Source organism: Novacetimonas cocois, from assembly GCF_003311635.1.
In the GTDB taxonomy this organism is placed as follows: Bacteria; Pseudomonadota; Alphaproteobacteria; order Acetobacterales; family Acetobacteraceae; genus Novacetimonas; species Novacetimonas cocois.
In genome coordinates this window covers 36,927-53,163 of record NZ_QEXL01000008.1, presented here as the reverse complement: position 1 = coordinate 53,163, position 16,237 = coordinate 36,927, and the positions used below count along the sequence as shown (strand labels likewise).

The window sequence follows — 16,237 nt, the reverse complement described above, 5'->3', positions numbered from 1 at the left end:
ATAAGCTTCACTGCGCGCAGGGGCCAGCACAAACCCTTCCGGAAAGTGGAATCATCTCTTGCCCGAAACGTGGGTGGTCAGACGCCGTCCAATGCTGCTGATACAGGTCCATGACAACCGCTGCCCCCGCCCCGAAAGATGGTGCGCCGGTGATCCATGCCTCACCCGCGATGCCGTCCTATATCCCGCCATTCGGCCTGCGGACCGTGATGGGCTGCCTGGGCATGCTGCTTGCCGTGCATGTCGCGGGGTTCAACGAACATGTTACCGAAATCGGGCTGTCCGACATCCGGGGCGCGATGCATATCGGGCACGATGAAGGCACGTGGGTCATCGCCATCTACGAAGCGTTCAACATCGCCGCCATGGCCTTTACGCCATGGTTCTACATGACGTTCTCGATCTACCGCTTTTCCATCTTCATGACGGCGATGCTGGCGCTGCTTTCCCTTCCCGCGCCGTTCATGCCGGATGTCACGTCGCTGTGTATCCTGCGCGCCTTTCAGGGACTGGCGGGCGGTTGCCTGCCGCCCGTGCTGATGACCGTCATGCTGAAATACCTTCCGCCGCAAATCCGCGTGTTCGGCATCGGCGGCTATGCCATGAGCGCGACCTTCGGCCCGAACCTCGGCCTGCCGCTGGAGGCATTCTGGTTCGAACATGTCGGCTGGCACTGGCTTTACTGGGAAATCATCCCCACTGCGGCGCTCGCCATTGCCATGATGGCATATGGCCTGCCGAAAGATCCGATGCACTTTGAACGGTTCAGGCAGTTCAACTGGTTCGGCATCCTTGTCGGGCTGCCCGCCATCTGTTCGGTGGTCATCGTGCTGTATCAGGGCGACCGGCTGGACTGGTTCCGCTCCCCCATCATCACGAACCTGACCTTCTGGGGCGGGGCGGCCTTTATCGTCTTTGTCATTAACGAGGCGTTTCACCCCAGCCCCTATTTCCGCATCCAGTACTGGAAATCGCGCAACATCCAGGCCTCCCTGCTCTCGCTGATCGGCATCCTCGCCATCTGCGCCATCATGGGCGACATTCCGGCGACCTATCTGGAAGCGGTGCGTGGCTACCGCCCCATTCAGGCGGCCCCGGTGTCGCTTGTCGTTGCCCTGCCGCAGCTTGTCATGCTGCCGCTGATCGCGGCCATCTGCAACAACCGCAAGGTGGACTGCCGCTTTGTTCTGGCTGGCGGCATGCTGTGCCTTGCGGCCTCGGCCTGGCTGGGTTCATGGCTGACGGTGGACTGGGTGCGGGACAATTTCTACCTGCCCCAGATCCTGCAGGTCTTTGGACAGCCCATGACCGTCATCCCCACGCTCATGCTGGCGACAATGGCCATGGGACCGGCGGACGGCCCCTTCATCTCCGGCATGGTGAACATGCTCAAGGGACTGGCGAATGCCGTCGCCTTCGCGCTGTTTTCCAGCCTGACCCGCCGGCGGGAGCAGTACCATTCCACCATGCTGCTCGACCATCACGGCACGCACGGCCTTGCACTGCAGGGCATGGGCGACCCGATCGGCCGGCAGCTGTCGGGCACCTCCCCCGACAGCATGCATGTCGCCCGCAATTCGCTTCAGGTCTTTCACACCTATGTCCATGAACAGGCGCTCGTACTCGCGCTCAATGATCTATACTACATCCTGATCTGGGTCTGCCTCGGCTATGCCGTCATGAACCTGATCCTGCCGCACCGCGTCTATCCGCCACGCGCGCCCTCCGCCAACGCGCCCGCGCGCTGAATCTTGGGTATCCCGCCATGATCTACAAAAAACCTCTTCTGTATGCCGGATGCACGGCCGCAGTCCTTGCCTGTGTCGCATGGGGCGGGGCGCGTCTCGTCAATGGGGATGGTGTCAACCAGTACACCAACGACGCCTATGTCACGGCCGACTTCACGACGGTCGCGCCCAAGGTCGCCGGACGCATTGACCGCGTGATCGCGCAGGACAACGAACAGGTCCGCGCGGGAGAGGAGCTTGCCCATATCGAGGATGACGACTATCGCGCCGCACTCGACGTGGCAAAGGGCAACGTTCTGGCCGCGCAGGGTGACGTGGCGAATCTGGAGGCGGAACTTGCCCGGCAGGACGCCGTGATTTCAGAGGCGCGCGCCGCCGTCCTTGCCGATCAGGCCAACCTGCTTTTCGCGCAGCAGAACAGTGCCCGTTACCGGAACCTGTCAGCGGGCGGCGCGGGCACCATCGAACAGAAACAGGCGTCCGAAGCGCATGAAAAGGAAGAACAGGCCGCCATCGCCCGCGATCAGGCCGCCGTGGACGCCGCGATCCGGCAGATTGCCGTCCTGAAGGGACAGCTAGAACGCGCGCGCGGTGTCCTTTTGCGCATGCAGGGCGACCAGAAACAGGCCGAACTCAATCTGTCCTATTGCACCATTCCCGCCCCGGTCAGTGGCGTGGTGGGCGAACGTGGCGTGCGTGTCGGTGCCTATGTTCATCCCGGCACCGGCATCCTTGCCGTAGTACCGACGCAGGCGGCCTATGTCCTGGCGAATTTTCAGGAAACGCAGCTGACGAAGGTACAGACGGGACAGCGCGCCACCATCTGGGTCGATACGTTTCCCGGCCATCCCCTCAGGGCGCATGTCGACTCCCTTGCGCCCGCGACAGGAGTGGCCTTCGCGCCGATCCAGCCTGATAACGCCACCGGCAACTTTACCAAGGTGGTACAGCGCATTCCGGTAAAGCTGACATTCGACGCGGGCCAGCCGCTTGCCGCCAAAGTGCGCGTCGGCATGTCGGTGGAAGTCAACATCGACACCCAATCAGAACCCGAAGGCCCCCATGCCGGAGATGACCGCTATGTCTGGCGCTAACGCGACGGGACGCGGGCTTGTCACGTGCCTTGCGCTGGGGGCGCTGGCGGCCTGCACGGTGGGACCTGATTTCCATAAACCACAGGTCAAAAGTGCTGCGACATGGCACGATCCCCTGCCTGCCGCCGAAAGCCGCGTCACGACGGCATCGACCGACCCGGCCTGGTGGAATCTGTTTCATGATCCGCTTCTTGGCCGGCTTGAAAACGATGTCGCGCGTTCGAACCTTGACCTGAAGGCGGCGTCATTCCGTCTGGCTGAAAGCACGGCGGAGCGACGCATCGCCAGCGCGGCCCAGTTTCCCCAGATGCAGGCCAACGCGTCCTATGCCCGCGAACGGGCCAGCACGAACGGGCTTCTGGGCCTGCTGGGCACGATGGAGCGCGAACCGGCCGGCACCATCGCCAGTGGAACGCAGGGTTTTGGTCCTGTCGCCTTTCCCGGCAGCATTGGCAACCCGTCATTCAATCTGCCGCAATACGGCCTGAATGCGTCGTGGGAGGTCGATCTGTGGGGGCATGTCCGCCGACAGGTCGAGGCCGCCACCGCCGCCATGCACGCCACGCAGGAAATGCAGCGTGACGTGCTGGTCTCCCTTATGGCCGAGACCGCGCAGGATTATATCGATCTGCGCGCCACGCAGTCACAGATTGCCATTCTAGAACATAATATCGATATCGCCAGCCACAGCGTACAGCTGACCCGGCTGCGCTTTGAACAGGGTGCCGCGACGCGACTGGACGTGGCGGAAGCGACGGGACAGCTGCATAATTTCGAATCCCGCCTGTCACCGCTGAAAAGTCAGGAAATCCATCTCCTCAATGCCCTGAGCTTTCTCGTGGCGCGCGAACCCGGCGCACTGAATGCGGAACTTGGCAAGGCAGCCATTGTACCGTCCGTTCCGGGCGAAGTTCCGGCAGGCCTTCCCTCGGAACTGGCGGAACGCCGGCCGGACATCCGCATGGCGTCCGAACGCCTGCATGCCGCGACGGCCAATATCGGTGTTGCAATCGCGGACTTCTTTCCGCGCGTCACCCTGTCCGGCAGCCTGGATGTGCAGGCGCTCCAGTTCAGTGGACTGGGTTCGTGGGCGTCACGGCAGTATGGCTTTGGCCCGACCGCGACCCTGCCGATTTTCGAGGGGGGGCGCCTGACCGGGCAGCTTCGCCTGCGCAAGGCGCAGCAGCAGGAGGCGGCAACGCTTTTCCAGCGCACGGTTCTCAAGGCATGGGAAGAAATCGACAATGCCATGGCCGCCTTTACCGCCGCCCAGAACCAGCGCGACAGGCTGACGGAGGCCGTGCATGAAAACGAGATCGCCGTACAGACAGCACAGGCACAGTATGTACAGGGTGCCTCCGACTTCCTCAACGTGCTGACCCTGCAGAACGCGCTCCTCAATTCCCAGAGTGAACTGGTGACCGCCACCGGGCAGGTCGCGGATTGCGTGACCCGCCTTTATCGTGCGTTAGGTGGAGGGTGGGAAAATATCTATCCCGTCCGTAAAAAACCGGGGAAGCACGCATGATCACCATCCGCCGCGCCAGCACGCTGGGCACTGCCCATGATGGCGGCGTCACCTTTCGCTGTCATTTCGACTTTGCCGACTGGCGCTCCGCCGGGCATGCGCATGAAGGGCGGCTGCGCGCGGTCAATCAGGCCACCCTGCCACCCGGTACAACCTGTCGGCTTGGCCCCGAAGCCAGCATGGATATCGCGACATGGGTGGCGCATGGCGATGTCGCCGTTCAGGTGGATCATTTTTCCCATGAACATATCCAGACAGGTGGCCTGCACCTGATCAGTACCGGGTCCGGATGTTCGGACCTGCAATGGAAAACGACCGACGCGGCGGCTGCTGTCTTTCAGTTCTGGTTCGTGGCGGATACGCAAGGCGATTTCCCCTTTCAGGCAGTCCGCGCGCTCTGTCCGGCCATGGATGACGGTTCATTCCGCATCCTGGCCTCCGGTTTTCCGGAAGACGACCCTGAACAGACAGAGATGGTGCTGGATGGAAGCCCCGTTCCCCTCAGCAGTTGTGCCCGCCTGCTGCAGGCCACGCTTCGGGCTGGCGAAGGTGCGGCCTATCAAACGGCCGAGGCCCGCGATCTTTATCTGGTCGTCGTCTCAGGGGTCATGCGGATTGGGGACGAAGTGCTGATGCCGGGAGACGCGGCAGCGATTGAAGAGGAAAACACCCTGACGGTCATCGCGCAGGAAAATGGGATTGTTCTTCTGGTTGATGTCGCAAGATAGACAGGCCGATCAGACAGGATGATCCCGCTGGCGTGCCCACGCATTGACGGCTGATATTTCCCCCGGCACAGGAAGGATATTTCAAAATTCATTCCAGGAACATTCTTCAATTTTAAAGAAGTTTTTGGTGAAGCTTTTTCCAAAAAGCTTCAGGGAAGCTCGCATTTGAAAAAACTTCTCAGACAACCCTCGGATTTTGATCTATGCCAGTTTTGTAGTTAAAGAAAAATTCCAACCGGCATGGGAGGTCTGGCAATGAGCGATAAAGGCAAAAGGAACGATCCCCCCGGCATGACGCGACGAACGGTCATCGCGGCGGGTGCCGTGGCGGGCGGCATGGTTCTGGGGGGACGGGCGCAGGCCCGCACGCCCGGTCCATGGCGCGGCGGTATCTGGCTCAACAGGCCGCGCAAAAGCGTCATCACGGCAGATACCCTCGAAATGACGACCGACAAGGGCTCCGATTTCTGGCGCGAGACCTTTTATGGATTCACGCGCGACAGCGGCCATTTTTACGGCATGCATGCGCCGTCTCGCTTTACGGCGCAGCTTCGTATTCGCGCTGAATATGAAAAGCTGTACGATCAGGCGGGCCTCATGGTCCGTATTGACGAAGAACACTGGGTCAAGGCCGGGATCGAGCTTTCGGATGGGCGCGCCATGCTCAGCAGCGTTCTGACGGATGGCCGTTCGGACTGGGCAACGGCCCCGTATGAGGGTGATCCGAAAGATTTCTGGATGCGCGCGACCGTCGCCGATGGCGTGCTGCGGCTGCAGGTTTCGGGTGATGGCAGGATATGGCCGCTGGTCCGCCTGGCCCCTTTCCCTCAGGCTGAATCCTATCTGGTCGGCCCGATGTGCTGCACGCCTGAGCGGCAGGGACTCAAGGTCCGTTTTTCGGACTGGAAACTTGGCGCGCCGCTTGGCAAGGCGTTGCATGACCTGACATGACCGCCCCAAGAAGCGAAAAGCAGAAAATGCTCGCCGGTGAGCTGTATGTCGCCAGTGATCCTGAACTGCAGCAGGACATGGCGCAATGCGCAGCATGGCTTGGCCGGTATAACAATCATGACGGGGTGCTACATGACCGGCTGGGCGCGGTTGGGCAGAATACGATCATACGCGCGCCTTTCCACTGTGATTATGGTTATAATATCTTTTTAGGCGACAATGTGTTCCTGAACTTCGGCTGCGTCATTCTGGATGTGGTTCCGGTCAGGATCGGCCACGGCACGCAGATCGGCCCCGGCGTACAGATCCTTGCGGCCGATCATCCCCGCGACCCGAACCAGCGCCGGAAAATGCTGGAGTTTGGTAGCCCCATTACTATTGGCGAAAATGTCTGGATCGGCGGCGGTGCCATCATCCTGCCAGGAATCACGATCGGCAATGACGCCATAATCGGGGCCGGGAGCGTCGTCACGCGCGACGTGGCGGCAGGCGCAACCGTGGCAGGCAATCCGGCGCGACCTTTGCACATCTGATTATCAAGAAGTTTTTGGTGAAGCTTTTTTCAAAAATCTTCAGAAGACGCCGCCTTTTTGAAAAAAGGCGGCACCCAAAAACTTTTATTATTACTTTGACGGATTATTCCCGATCAGACAACGGGACAAAAACCGATCGTCGCATGCTGCCCCCCATAAAATAACAGGTCATTTCCGAAAAGCAGACATTGCCCGCATGGCATCATCACGGCGGGCTGATGGAAAAATCTAGCATATAGGAGGACTGATCCTCTGAACGCTTCTGCTCGGTGACATGTATCGTGGGATCCTGCGGCAGCAGGCAGTTTACCAGCCATACCGTCCCGGTCCCTCCGCCCCTGTCATGATATGTCAGGCGGTAACTGCCGGTCTGAAGATCGGTTTTCACGCCGAAACGAAGGTCGATGACGCCAGTGCCCGCCCGCATCTCCGCAATGGTGGGAAAGGTAAAGGTTTCCATCCGCAACCGGGCCGCCCGTCCATTCAGGGACAGCGAAAGGCCCTGCATGATCTGCGACACATAGGCCCGCTGTTCAACCGGCGACAGGCGCCCGTCACTGTTCCGGTCCATCTGTCGGATGATGCGATCGGCAACATCCATGCCTGGCGTAAGCCGCAGATGCAGCAGGATATGCGTCCGCGTCAGGTCAAAGGTTGTCGCATGCAGGTATTCATCCAGCCGGTGCGCCATGGCCGACGCGCAGGGAAGCAGCAGGACACCTGCGGCGAACAGCGCGATCCTTACCCGGTTCATTGAACGGTAAAGCGGCTGCCATAACTGTCGGTCGGATCCCGATAGACCGTATGGACATGCAGGGTGGGATCCCCACCGACCCCTTGCGGCGAAAACTCGATCAGCAGGCGCGGCCCCTGGATCCGGTAATAGGACGACCCGTTATGACCGGGCTCACAGGTGGTCGGCCCGCTCCATGCGAACCAGGTTTCGTCCAGCCCCTCGCGGATTTCCTTCAGACGCGGCGCGGCATAGGCATCATTGATGATCCCGGCCCATTCCGCGATGATGTCCATCAGCATCCCTTTCTGGGCGGCATCCAAGGCAGTTCCCCGAATGCCCTCGGGGACAAGGGTTTCCCCATCATGACCCGGCCCCTGAACAAGATCCTCCACCCTGTAGGAAAGGATCGCCTGCTGTCTCTGCCCTGCATTCAGGGAATTGAGAAGCGCGAACGCCCTGTCATTTTCACCGGCCAGCACGCGGACGGTCTTTCCATCGCGGGAATAGATGGCTGGCTGCGCACCCGTCAGCGTCGGGGTCATCACGCCGTGCGCGCCATCGATCACGACATTCAGGCCCAGATGATGGCCACCGAACTGCACCATCCATGGCGATGTTTCGGAAGGCTGTCCGAAAACCGCGATGGTATAGACCGCCCGGCCCGAGGCGAATGGCGTGCCGCTGTCCGCAAGCGCCTGATCGGCCCCCATGATGTCCTGCACCTTATGATATCCTTTCGCACTCAGAAGGGTCTGCAACAGATGCAGGGCGGCGGCATGCTGCTGTGGTGTCAGATGGCCCATCTGCAGGCCCGGACGGGGCACGTCGCTGACGGGATAATTGGACCACACCGCCGTGCCATATCGTTCCCCGACAAAGCCGCCCGGCGGTCCCATGCCGGGGCCGCGTTTCATCGGTGCCGCGGCCTGCGCATCCGTTACGGGCAATGATGGCTGATCGGGCGCGCTTCTGCGGAAACGGGCAAGAGTGCCGGACTTTTGTGTAACAAAGGGAAACTGCACCATTTCCCGACCATGGGAATCGAAGGTCGCGAGGAACGCGCGGGCGGCGGTAACGGCCTCACGGGTCGGATCTGTCGCGAGGTTGCCTTTTGCCATCATGACGGAAGAGCGCGATGGAACGCCTTGCGCAAGGGCCGGAGCGGCCGCCAGAAACAGACTGCCGATCACCCAAAATCCGGTCTTCATCCCGTCATCACCCCAGTCTTAACCTTTCCCGGCCGTCACCCCTGATCCGGGCGCCAGTGTTGAAACATTGTATGGCGTCAGGCATGAAATCAAGGCTTTGCCTTTCCCGCTCCGGAAAGGTCACGATACAGGAAGATAAAGTCGAGGACCGTCATGCCGTCTGTAAACCGATGCCCCCTTCCTTTTGCAAAGCTGCCTCGCCCGCATGTGGTCACGCTTGCCGCGGGGGCAGTCCTTGCGGCCTGTGCCCTGCCTTTGCTGTCGTCCGGGGCCCATGCGGATGATTGCGCCGATCTGGTGCATTTCGCGCTTCCGGATGCCACCTATACCAAAATCGAAACCGTGGAGGCCGGTGCCTGGCACAGTCCCCAGACGCACCTGACCCGGATCATGACATCTTCGGGCATGAACCTTGCGGGACATCCGGTGCAGGCCCCCAATCCTGCCTTTTGCCGCGTTGCCGTCACACTCCACCCCACTTCGGATTCCCTGATCCGCACTGAAATCTGGCTGCCGCTGCGGGGATGGAACGGGAAATTCCTTGGTGTCGGGAATTTCGGCTGGGCCGGTTCGCTCATGTATGACGGCATGGTCACCGGCGTGGGGGAAGGTTACGCGGTCGCAAGCACCGATACCGGACATGACAGTTCCACGCCGGAGGGCGAAGGCGGCCGCTTCACGCTTGGCCATCCGGAAAAGCTTATCGATTACGCCTATCGGGCCGATCACCTGATGACGGTTACGGCCAGGCAGATCATACGGCGCTTTTATGGAAAGGCCGCATCGCATGCCTACTGGATCGGATGTTCGCTTGGCGGTCTGGAGGGACTGATCGAGGCCAGACGCTATCCTGAGGATTATGACGGCATTGTCGTCGGTGCCCCGCCCAATCCGATCGTGAATTTCAATGCGGAACAGCTGTGGGCCGGATGGATGAGCTATCATGATCCGGCGCTTCGTGTGAGTCGGCAGAAATTCCAGCTGCTCAACAATGCCGTCATGGCAGCCTGCGCATCGCCTGTCGGCAAAAAACAGGGCTTTCTTGACGAACCTGACCGCTGCGGTTTCGAGCCACGCCAGCTTCTGTGCAAGGGGCAGGATACATCAGGCTGTCTGACGGATAATGAAGTAAAATCGGTGGAACAGATCTATCGCGGTCCCATCAATCCCGAAACCGGCAGGGTCATTTTTCCTGGTCCGGCCAAGGGCAGCGAGGACGGATTTTCAGCTGACGGAAAAGCCTTTCCCGTCGCCCTGGATCTTTTCAAATACGCAGCCTTCCAGAACCCTGACTGGAACTGGACCACGCTGAACTGGGATACGGATATTGCCACGGCCACCCGCAGGCTCGGGCCGCTGCTGCATGTTGACGACAACCTGACGCCTTTCTTCCGCCATGGCGGCAGGCTGCTGATGTATATTGGCTGGAATGACGGCCACAACCCCGAACAGCTGGCCAGCTATTATCAATCCGTCATGCGGCATGCCGGCCCCACCGACCGGAATTCCGTGCGCCTCATCACCATTCCGGGCATGGGGCACTGCTACGGAGGGACGGGATGCGATACGTTCAGCAAGCTTGGCGCCATTGATGACTGGGTCGTCCGTGGACAGTCCCCGGAAACGATCATCGCCTCGCGCATATCGGATGGCAAGGTCGTCCGTACCCGCCCGCTCTGCGCCTGGCCAAAGGTTGCCCGCCATGACGGACACGGCGATATGGATCAGGCCTCCAGCTTCGCCTGCGTCATGCCCCAGTAAAATCTAAAAAATCCCTGAATAATAACGCCTTTTTGAAAAAAGACGGCATCCGAAAACTTCCTGTCAGACGATGATCTTAAAACAGCCTTCAGAAGTGGCCGTTCGGAATTTTATCTTGGGGCAGTCTGCGATTATTCGCGTTTCCCGTTTTCATGGGCGGTCAGATGAAACCCGCCCCCGATCGCCCTGTACATATCAACGGACGCATCAAGGCTGCTTAACAGTGCTGTCGTATGTGCAAGTTCCGCCTGCTGTTCGATCACCTGGGCCGACAGCACATCCAGCCGGCTGGAATACCCGTGCTCCAGCCGTAACCGGGTCAGTTCCACTGTTTTTTCGGCCGCAGTTTCCTTTCCGCCATCGTCGCGTTCGCGATCATGGGCGTTGTTCTGTTCCAGCAATGCGTCATGCACCTCCCTGAAGGCTGTGCGGATGCTCTGTTTATACAGGATGACCTGCTCGTTCTTTTCGGCCTTCGCCAGCCGCACCCCGCTTGCCGTCCGACCGAAATCCAGCACCGGGGCGGCCATTGACGCCGCCAGCGTCCATGACCGGGTTGTCGCGCGATAGAGGTTGTCGATATCGATATTGTTGACGCCCGCCAGACTGGCAAGCGAAATGGTGGGAAAATAGGCCGCGCGGGCAAAGCCGATATTGAAGTTGCTGGCGATCAGGCTCTGTTCATGCATGGCGATATCCGGCCTGCGTTCCAGCAGGGTGGAGGGGATTTCCGGCGGCGTCGGAATGGGGACCGTAAGCTCGTTTATATTCTTGCCCCGCGCCATCGCCTGCCCGATGATCTGAACGGGCGAACGGCCCAGCATGACGGCAAGCGCGCTTTCCGCCTTGCCGCGCTGGTCCTCCACATCCGGCAGTGCCGCCTGCGCGGCATCAAGCTGTTCCGTCACGTTCTGCACCGCAAGCGCATCGACCGCGCCGACTTCATGCTGCCGCCGCACCAGCGCCAGCAGTTCCGTCTGGGTCTGGATCGTCCGTTGCAGGATGTCGCGTTCACTGTCCAGCGCGCGCAGGCTGAAATACAGCTTTGCGGTGGCGGCGGCGATGGACAGCCGGGCCGCCGCATGGCCATAGCCTGCGGCACGCACCCCGGCCTTCGCCGCCTTGCTCAGGCTGGCGTTCTTGCCCCACAGGTCCACTTCGTAATTCAGCATGCCGCCGACGAAGCCAAGGTTGCTCATCCTGTGCGGCGTCGGCAGATCATCCTTCAGATGCACGCGGCCATAGGCATCCGCGCCCGCGACGGAAATGGACGGCAACTGGTTTGCGAAGGCATATTTGTACTGCGCGCGCGCCTGCTGCAGCTTCGCACCGGCCAGCGCAAGGTCGTCATTGTTCTTCAGGGCCTCATCGACCAGTTCATCAAGAACCGGATCGCCATAGCTGCGCCACCATGCGCTGTCGTCCGGCATGGTGGCGGTCTGCGCCGTCCCCCATTTGTCAGGCATGGGCATCTGCGGCCGGTGATAGGTCGGCGCCAGCCACGCGCAGCCTGCAAGCAGAACGGGAAGCAGAAGGATCGGGGAGCGTTTCATCAGGCATGTTCCCCGGCCTGTGGCGATGGCGTTTCCTTCACCCGGAACCACAGCACATACAACGAAGGCAGGAAAATCAGCGTCAGCACCGTCGCCACGGCAAGGCCGCCCATGATGACATCGGCCATCGGCCCCCAGAATACGCTCGATGCAATCGGCAGCATACCAAGGATGGCGGCGACAGCGGTCAGCATGATGGGCCGGAACCGGATCTTGGCAGCGTTCATGACCGCGTCCCATTCCGATTGTCCAAGATCCTTCTCGATCTGGATCTGGTGGACCAGAATGACCGAGTTGCGGATGATCATGCCAATCAGCGCCACCAGCCCCAGCATGGCGATGAAGCCCATGGGATGCTGCGTCAGGAATAGCGCGCCGACCACCCCGATCAGGCCGAAGGGCGCAACACTGATGACCAGCGCCAGGCGCTTGAAGCTCTGCAATTCGATCATCAGCACGCCCAGCATGACCAGCACCATGACGGGCATCACGGCGATGACCGAATTCTGTGACTTCGCGCTTTCCTCAACCGTGCCACCCACCGCGACATGATAGCCAACCGGAAGGCCGGCGTTGAAGGCGGCGATTTTCGGCGCCAGCGTGGCGACGGCGGTATCCGCCTGCACCCCGTCGCGCAACTGCGCCTGTATGGTCAGCGTCGGCAGCCGGTCGCGCCGCCAGATAAGGGGATAATCCTCGACGTAGGAGACGCTCGCCACGGTGGACAGCGGCACCGTCTGGTCATTGGGCAGGCGGATGTCGAGATTGCGCAGGTCCTCGATCGACAGGCGCTGCGCATGGTTGGCCCGCAGCACGACATCCACCAGATAGATGCTGTCGCGGATCTGGGTCGCCGTAAGCCCGGTCACCGCCGAATTGATCGCAAGCGCGATCGCGCCAGATGACAGGCCCAGCCGGTGCGCCTCATCCTGACGCACGTCGATCTTCAGCTTGCGCGCGGGGTCGCCCCAGTCGAAATTGATCATGTGCAGCTGATTGCCGTCGGCCATGATTTTCGCCACGTCATGCGCGTAATGCCACACCCGGTCCGGGTCGCGGCCCGTGACGCGGTACTGCACCGGCCAGCCCACCGGCGGCCCAAGCTCCAGCGGGAACAGCCCATGCACCACGTCGGGCATGTTGCGGCTCAGCGCCACGTCCAGCCGTTTGCGCAGGCGCTCACGCGCCACGGCATCCTTGGCGACAATGACGGTCTGGGTAAAGAAGTCGTTGGGAAGCTGCTCATTAAGCGACAGATAGAAGCGCACGGCCCCGCGCCCGACATAGGAACTCCAGTGATCGATGTCGGGATCATTGCGCAGGATGGCGTCCAGACGGCGCGATACATCCGCCGTGGCCTTGATCGACGCCCCCTGCCGCAGTGAAAGGTCAACCAGCAGTTCCGGCCGGTCGGATGCGGGAAAGAACTGCCGCGGCACCAGCGGGGACAGCGCAATGGCCACGACCAGTGCCGCAAGGCTGACCAGCACGGTCGTGCGCGGGCGGCGCATGGTGAACAGCAGCGCGCGGCTGAACACGCGCAGCAGCCGCCCTTCTGGCGGGGCATGGGGGGATGCTGCCGGGCGCTGCTTCAGGATCGTGACACCCACCAGCGGGGCGACAAGCACGGCCACGAACCATGACGCGATCAGGGCGATGCCAACCACGGCGAAGAGCGAGAACGTGTATTCCCCCGCGACACTTTTGGCGAACCCCACCGGAATGAATCCCGCCACGGTCACAAGGGTGCCGGTCAGCATCGGAAAGGCGGTCGAGACATAGGCATAGGTCGCGGCCCGCGTCAGGCTCCAGCCTTCCTCCAGCTTGCTGACCATGCTCTCGACCGTGATCATGGCGTCATCCACCAGCAGGCCAAGGGCGATGATCAGCGCACCGAGCGAGACGCGCTGCAGGTCGATGCCAAACATCTTCATGCATACGAACACGACCGCCAGCACGAAGGGAATGCAAAACGCCACCACCGTGCCCGCGCGCGCGCCAAGGCTGAGGAAACTGATGCCCAGCACGATCAGGATGGCTTCGAACAGGGCCTCCGTAAAATCGCCTACGGCGTCGTGCACGACCTTGGGCTGGTTGGCGACAAGGTGCGCCTCGATCCCGATGGGCATCCGGGCATGCAGTTCGGCCATCTTCGCCGTGATGTTCTTTTCCAGCTCCAGCACGTTGCCGCCGCTGCGCATGGACAGGGCAAGGCCGATCGCGTCATGCCCGCCCACCCGGAACATCGTCTGCGGCGGATCGGAATAGGTACGGGTGACGGTCGCGATATCGCCCAGGCGGATCTTGCGGCCATCCGCGTACACCGTGACGTTGGCGATATCCTCAACCGAGCCGAACTGCCCGGTTGGCTGGACCTGTATCTGCTCGCGCCCGGTATCGATCACGCCGGACGGAACCGTGGCGTTCTGCGCCAGCAGGGCGGCTGCGATCGTCGCGCCGTTTATGCCCAGCCGGGCAAGGTGATGGGTGGAGAAATCGACATAGATCTTCTCATCCTGCGCGCCCAGCGTGTCGATCTTGGCGACGTCGGGTACATGCAGCAGTTCGTCGCGCACCGTCTCGACATAATCGCGCAGTTCGCGGTGGGAGAAGCCTTCGGCGGTAAAGCCGTATATGATGCCGTAGGTATCGCCGAACTCGTCATCGAAGAACGGACCGACCGCGCCAGAAGGCAGCTGCGCTTTGATATCCCCCACCTTCTTGCGCACCTGATACCAGATGTCGGGCACCTGCGCCTTGGGCGCGCCTGACAGCAGGTTGACGAAAATCGTGGTCTTTCCCGGCAGCGTATAGCTTTTGATGTAGTCGAGGTCAGGGGTTTCCTGCAGCTTCTTTTCGATGCGCTCCGTCAGCTGGTGGGTGGTTTCCTCCACCGATGCGCCGGGCAGGAATGCCTGCACCACCATGGTCTTGACGGTAAAGGGCGGGTCCTCGTTCCGGCCCAGCCCGAAATAGGACCGGATGCCCGCGACACTGATCAGGATCATGAAAAACAGCACAAGCGCGCGATGGCGGATGGACCAGTCGGACAGGTTTACCCCTCCCGGGGGGGCGGGCTCAGGGGCGGACATCGGCTTCATCCAGCAGGCTGACCTTTTCCTGTGGGTAGAGCGCCTGCACGCCCGCCGTCACGACCCGGTCCCCGGCGTTCAGGCCGGATGCGATCACCACGTCGTCGGTTGCGTACCGGGCAATGGCAACAGGACGCTGCGACACACGCAGCGTGTCGGGGGCGACGATCCACACGGCGGGCCTGCCATCCTGCGTTGTCAGCGCCGACGGGGGCAGATGGACGGTCGATGCCGACGGCATGACCAGATGACCCGTCACCACCGCGCCCAGCGGCAACATGTCGCGCGTGGCATGCAGCAGGGCCCTGGTATGGTAGGTTCGGGTCACCGGGTCGGTGTCGGGCGCGATTTCATAAATCGCGGCGGGCGCACAGACATGCGGGGACGCGTCCAGGCAGACCTTCATCGTCATGCCCACGGCCAGATGGGCATGTGCGATATCACCGGGCATGTCGAACTGCGCATCCAGCCCGTCATTGGCCGCCATGCGCAGTACGGGCTGACCGGCGGCGACCACTTCGCCCGCTTCCACCAGCCTGTCGGTCATAAGGCCGTCCTCGGGGGCAGGAAGGCGCGTATAGCCAAGCTGTTCCTGCGCCACGCGCACCTGTGCCTGCGTGGCCTGCACCTGATCCAGCGCGGTTTTGTACCGACGGACCGCATCATCATATTCATTGCGTGAAATGGCCTGCGCTGGCAGGAGCGCCGCCGCACGCTGTTTCAGGGGCACTGCCTGATCCAGCGCGGCCTTTGCCGTCGCGGCCTCCGCCAGTGCGGTGCGCAGGGCCTGCTGCTGGACCGTGTCATCCAGTCGCGCCAGCACATCGCCGGCATGCACGGTGCTTCCGACCAGAACCGTGCGTTCCACGACCTTGCCAGGCAGGCGGAAGGCAAGGTTGATATAGCGATGGGCCGCAACCTGACCGGTCACCACTTCCCCATCCGTATCGGGCGCGGGTTGAACGACAACCGAACGCACGGGGCGGACTTCTTCGACGGGTGCCTTCTTATGGCATGCCGAGAGCAACAGCAACAGGCAGAGCAGGATCAGGACGGGCCTTTGCCGGTCATCCGCCTTTTGCGTTGCGGGGTCGGGGCGCATGTCCGGCGCGGCGCGTCCCCTGCCCTGCATGATCGGGAACAGGATGGTGCCCAGGAATGAAGGAGGCCCTGCATGACCCATGACCTTTTTGCCAGCATTTCTGGTTTGCATGGATATGCACCATCCCCAATCAGTTCCCGAACCCGGCAGCAGGATCCGGCCGTCAGGATTTACATATACGGTGCCGTATCGTATCGCAATAT

At 61.5% G+C, this 16,237-nt stretch carries 12 protein-coding genes; 7 read left to right on the top strand and 5 right to left on the bottom strand.

Annotated elements, in window-relative coordinates:
* Positions 1–110 precede the first annotated feature (110 nt).
* The 6 genes from NJLHNGOC_RS07320 to NJLHNGOC_RS07295 all read left to right on the top strand — a co-directional run bounded on the left by NJLHNGOC_RS07320 (position 111) and on the right by NJLHNGOC_RS07295 (position 6,582).
* On the top strand, positions 111–1,748 hold the full coding sequence (locus tag NJLHNGOC_RS07320) for an MFS transporter (protein WP_113595795.1): 1,638 nt from the start codon (positions 111–113) through the stop codon (positions 1,746–1,748).
* A 17-nt stretch (positions 1,749–1,765) separates the two neighbouring features.
* Entirely contained in the window at positions 1,766–2,842 is a 1,077-nt protein-coding gene (locus NJLHNGOC_RS07315) for an HlyD family secretion protein (RefSeq protein WP_113595794.1), read from the top strand.
* Entirely contained in the window at positions 2,829–4,370 is a 1,542-nt protein-coding gene (locus NJLHNGOC_RS07310) for an efflux transporter outer membrane subunit (protein WP_113595793.1), read from the top strand. Before NJLHNGOC_RS07315 ends, NJLHNGOC_RS07310 begins: the two co-directional genes overlap by 14 nt.
* A complete protein-coding gene (locus NJLHNGOC_RS07305) occupies positions 4,367–5,098 on the top strand; it encodes a pirin family protein (protein ID WP_113595792.1) in 732 nt (243 codons plus the stop codon). Before NJLHNGOC_RS07310 ends, NJLHNGOC_RS07305 begins: the two co-directional genes overlap by 4 nt.
* A 291-nt stretch (positions 5,099–5,389) precedes the next feature.
* Positions 5,390–6,049 (top strand): DUF1349 domain-containing protein, encoded by a 660-nt coding sequence (locus NJLHNGOC_RS07300; RefSeq protein WP_113595791.1) that lies wholly within the window; start codon positions 5,390–5,392, stop codon positions 6,047–6,049.
* Positions 6,046–6,582, top strand: coding sequence for a sugar O-acetyltransferase (locus NJLHNGOC_RS07295; protein ID WP_113595790.1), 537 nt, complete (start codon positions 6,046–6,048; stop codon positions 6,580–6,582). Before NJLHNGOC_RS07300 ends, NJLHNGOC_RS07295 begins: the two co-directional genes overlap by 4 nt.
* A 205-nt stretch (positions 6,583–6,787) precedes the next feature.
* Here the strand turns inward: NJLHNGOC_RS07295 and NJLHNGOC_RS07290 are convergent, their stop codons facing one another.
* Positions 6,788–7,336: a hypothetical protein gene (locus tag NJLHNGOC_RS07290; RefSeq protein ID WP_113595789.1), complete on the bottom strand. Its 549-nt coding sequence runs from the start codon at positions 7,334–7,336 to the stop codon at positions 6,788–6,790.
* Positions 7,333–8,439, bottom strand: coding sequence for a DUF3500 domain-containing protein (locus NJLHNGOC_RS07285; RefSeq protein ID WP_408890683.1), 1,107 nt, complete (start codon positions 8,437–8,439; stop codon positions 7,333–7,335). Before NJLHNGOC_RS07285 ends, NJLHNGOC_RS07290 begins: the two co-directional genes overlap by 4 nt.
* 240 nt (positions 8,440–8,679) lie before the next feature.
* Here NJLHNGOC_RS07285 and NJLHNGOC_RS07280 point away from each other — a divergent pair, with 240 nt between their 5' ends.
* On the top strand, positions 8,680–10,287 hold the full coding sequence (locus NJLHNGOC_RS07280) for a tannase/feruloyl esterase family alpha/beta hydrolase (protein ID WP_113595787.1): 1,608 nt from the start codon (positions 8,680–8,682) through the stop codon (positions 10,285–10,287).
* A 131-nt stretch (positions 10,288–10,418) separates the two neighbouring features.
* Here the strand turns inward: NJLHNGOC_RS07280 and NJLHNGOC_RS07275 are convergent, their stop codons facing one another.
* From NJLHNGOC_RS07275 to NJLHNGOC_RS07265, 3 genes are read right to left on the bottom strand one after another with little or no spacing between them, the layout of a single operon-like run.
* Positions 10,419–11,840, bottom strand: coding sequence for an efflux transporter outer membrane subunit (locus NJLHNGOC_RS07275; RefSeq protein WP_113595786.1), 1,422 nt, complete (start codon positions 11,838–11,840; stop codon positions 10,419–10,421).
* Positions 11,840–14,941: an efflux RND transporter permease subunit gene (locus tag NJLHNGOC_RS07270; protein ID WP_113595785.1), complete on the bottom strand. Its 3,102-nt coding sequence runs from the start codon at positions 14,939–14,941 to the stop codon at positions 11,840–11,842. Before NJLHNGOC_RS07270 ends, NJLHNGOC_RS07275 begins: the two co-directional genes overlap by 1 nt.
* Entirely contained in the window at positions 14,919–16,145 is a 1,227-nt protein-coding gene (locus NJLHNGOC_RS07265) for an efflux RND transporter periplasmic adaptor subunit (protein ID WP_113595784.1), read from the bottom strand. The genes NJLHNGOC_RS07270 and NJLHNGOC_RS07265 overlap by 23 nt, the downstream gene beginning before the upstream one ends.
* Between the last annotated feature and the right edge of the window lie 92 nt (positions 16,146–16,237).

Excerpts from the sequence above, each read along its gene's own strand:
- NJLHNGOC_RS07320 (WP_113595795.1), top strand. The coding sequence starts at position 111 with ATGACAACCGCTGCCCCCGCCCCGAAAGATGGTGCGCCGGTGATCCAT.
- NJLHNGOC_RS07315 (WP_113595794.1), top strand. The coding sequence starts at position 1,766 with ATGATCTACAAAAAACCTCTTCTGTATGCCGGATGCACGGCCGCAGTC.
- NJLHNGOC_RS07310 (WP_113595793.1), top strand. The coding sequence starts at position 2,829 with ATGTCTGGCGCTAACGCGACGGGACGCGGGCTTGTCACGTGCCTTGCG.
- NJLHNGOC_RS07305 (WP_113595792.1), top strand. The coding sequence starts at position 4,367 with ATGATCACCATCCGCCGCGCCAGCACGCTGGGCACTGCCCATGATGGC.
- NJLHNGOC_RS07300 (WP_113595791.1), top strand. The coding sequence starts at position 5,390 with ATGACGCGACGAACGGTCATCGCGGCGGGTGCCGTGGCGGGCGGCATG.
- NJLHNGOC_RS07295 (WP_113595790.1), top strand. The coding sequence starts at position 6,046 with ATGACCGCCCCAAGAAGCGAAAAGCAGAAAATGCTCGCCGGTGAGCTG.
- NJLHNGOC_RS07290 (WP_113595789.1), bottom strand. The coding sequence starts at position 7,336 with ATGAACCGGGTAAGGATCGCGCTGTTCGCCGCAGGTGTCCTGCTGCTT.
- NJLHNGOC_RS07285 (WP_408890683.1), bottom strand. The coding sequence starts at position 8,439 with ATGATGGCAAAAGGCAACCTCGCGACAGATCCGACCCGTGAGGCCGTT.
- NJLHNGOC_RS07280 (WP_113595787.1), top strand. The coding sequence starts at position 8,680 with ATGCCGTCTGTAAACCGATGCCCCCTTCCTTTTGCAAAGCTGCCTCGC.
- NJLHNGOC_RS07275 (WP_113595786.1), bottom strand. The coding sequence starts at position 11,840 with ATGAAACGCTCCCCGATCCTTCTGCTTCCCGTTCTGCTTGCAGGCTGC.
- NJLHNGOC_RS07270 (WP_113595785.1), bottom strand. The coding sequence starts at position 14,941 with ATGAAGCCGATGTCCGCCCCTGAGCCCGCCCCCCCGGGAGGGGTAAAC.
- NJLHNGOC_RS07265 (WP_113595784.1), bottom strand. The coding sequence starts at position 16,145 with ATGCAAACCAGAAATGCTGGCAAAAAGGTCATGGGTCATGCAGGGCCT.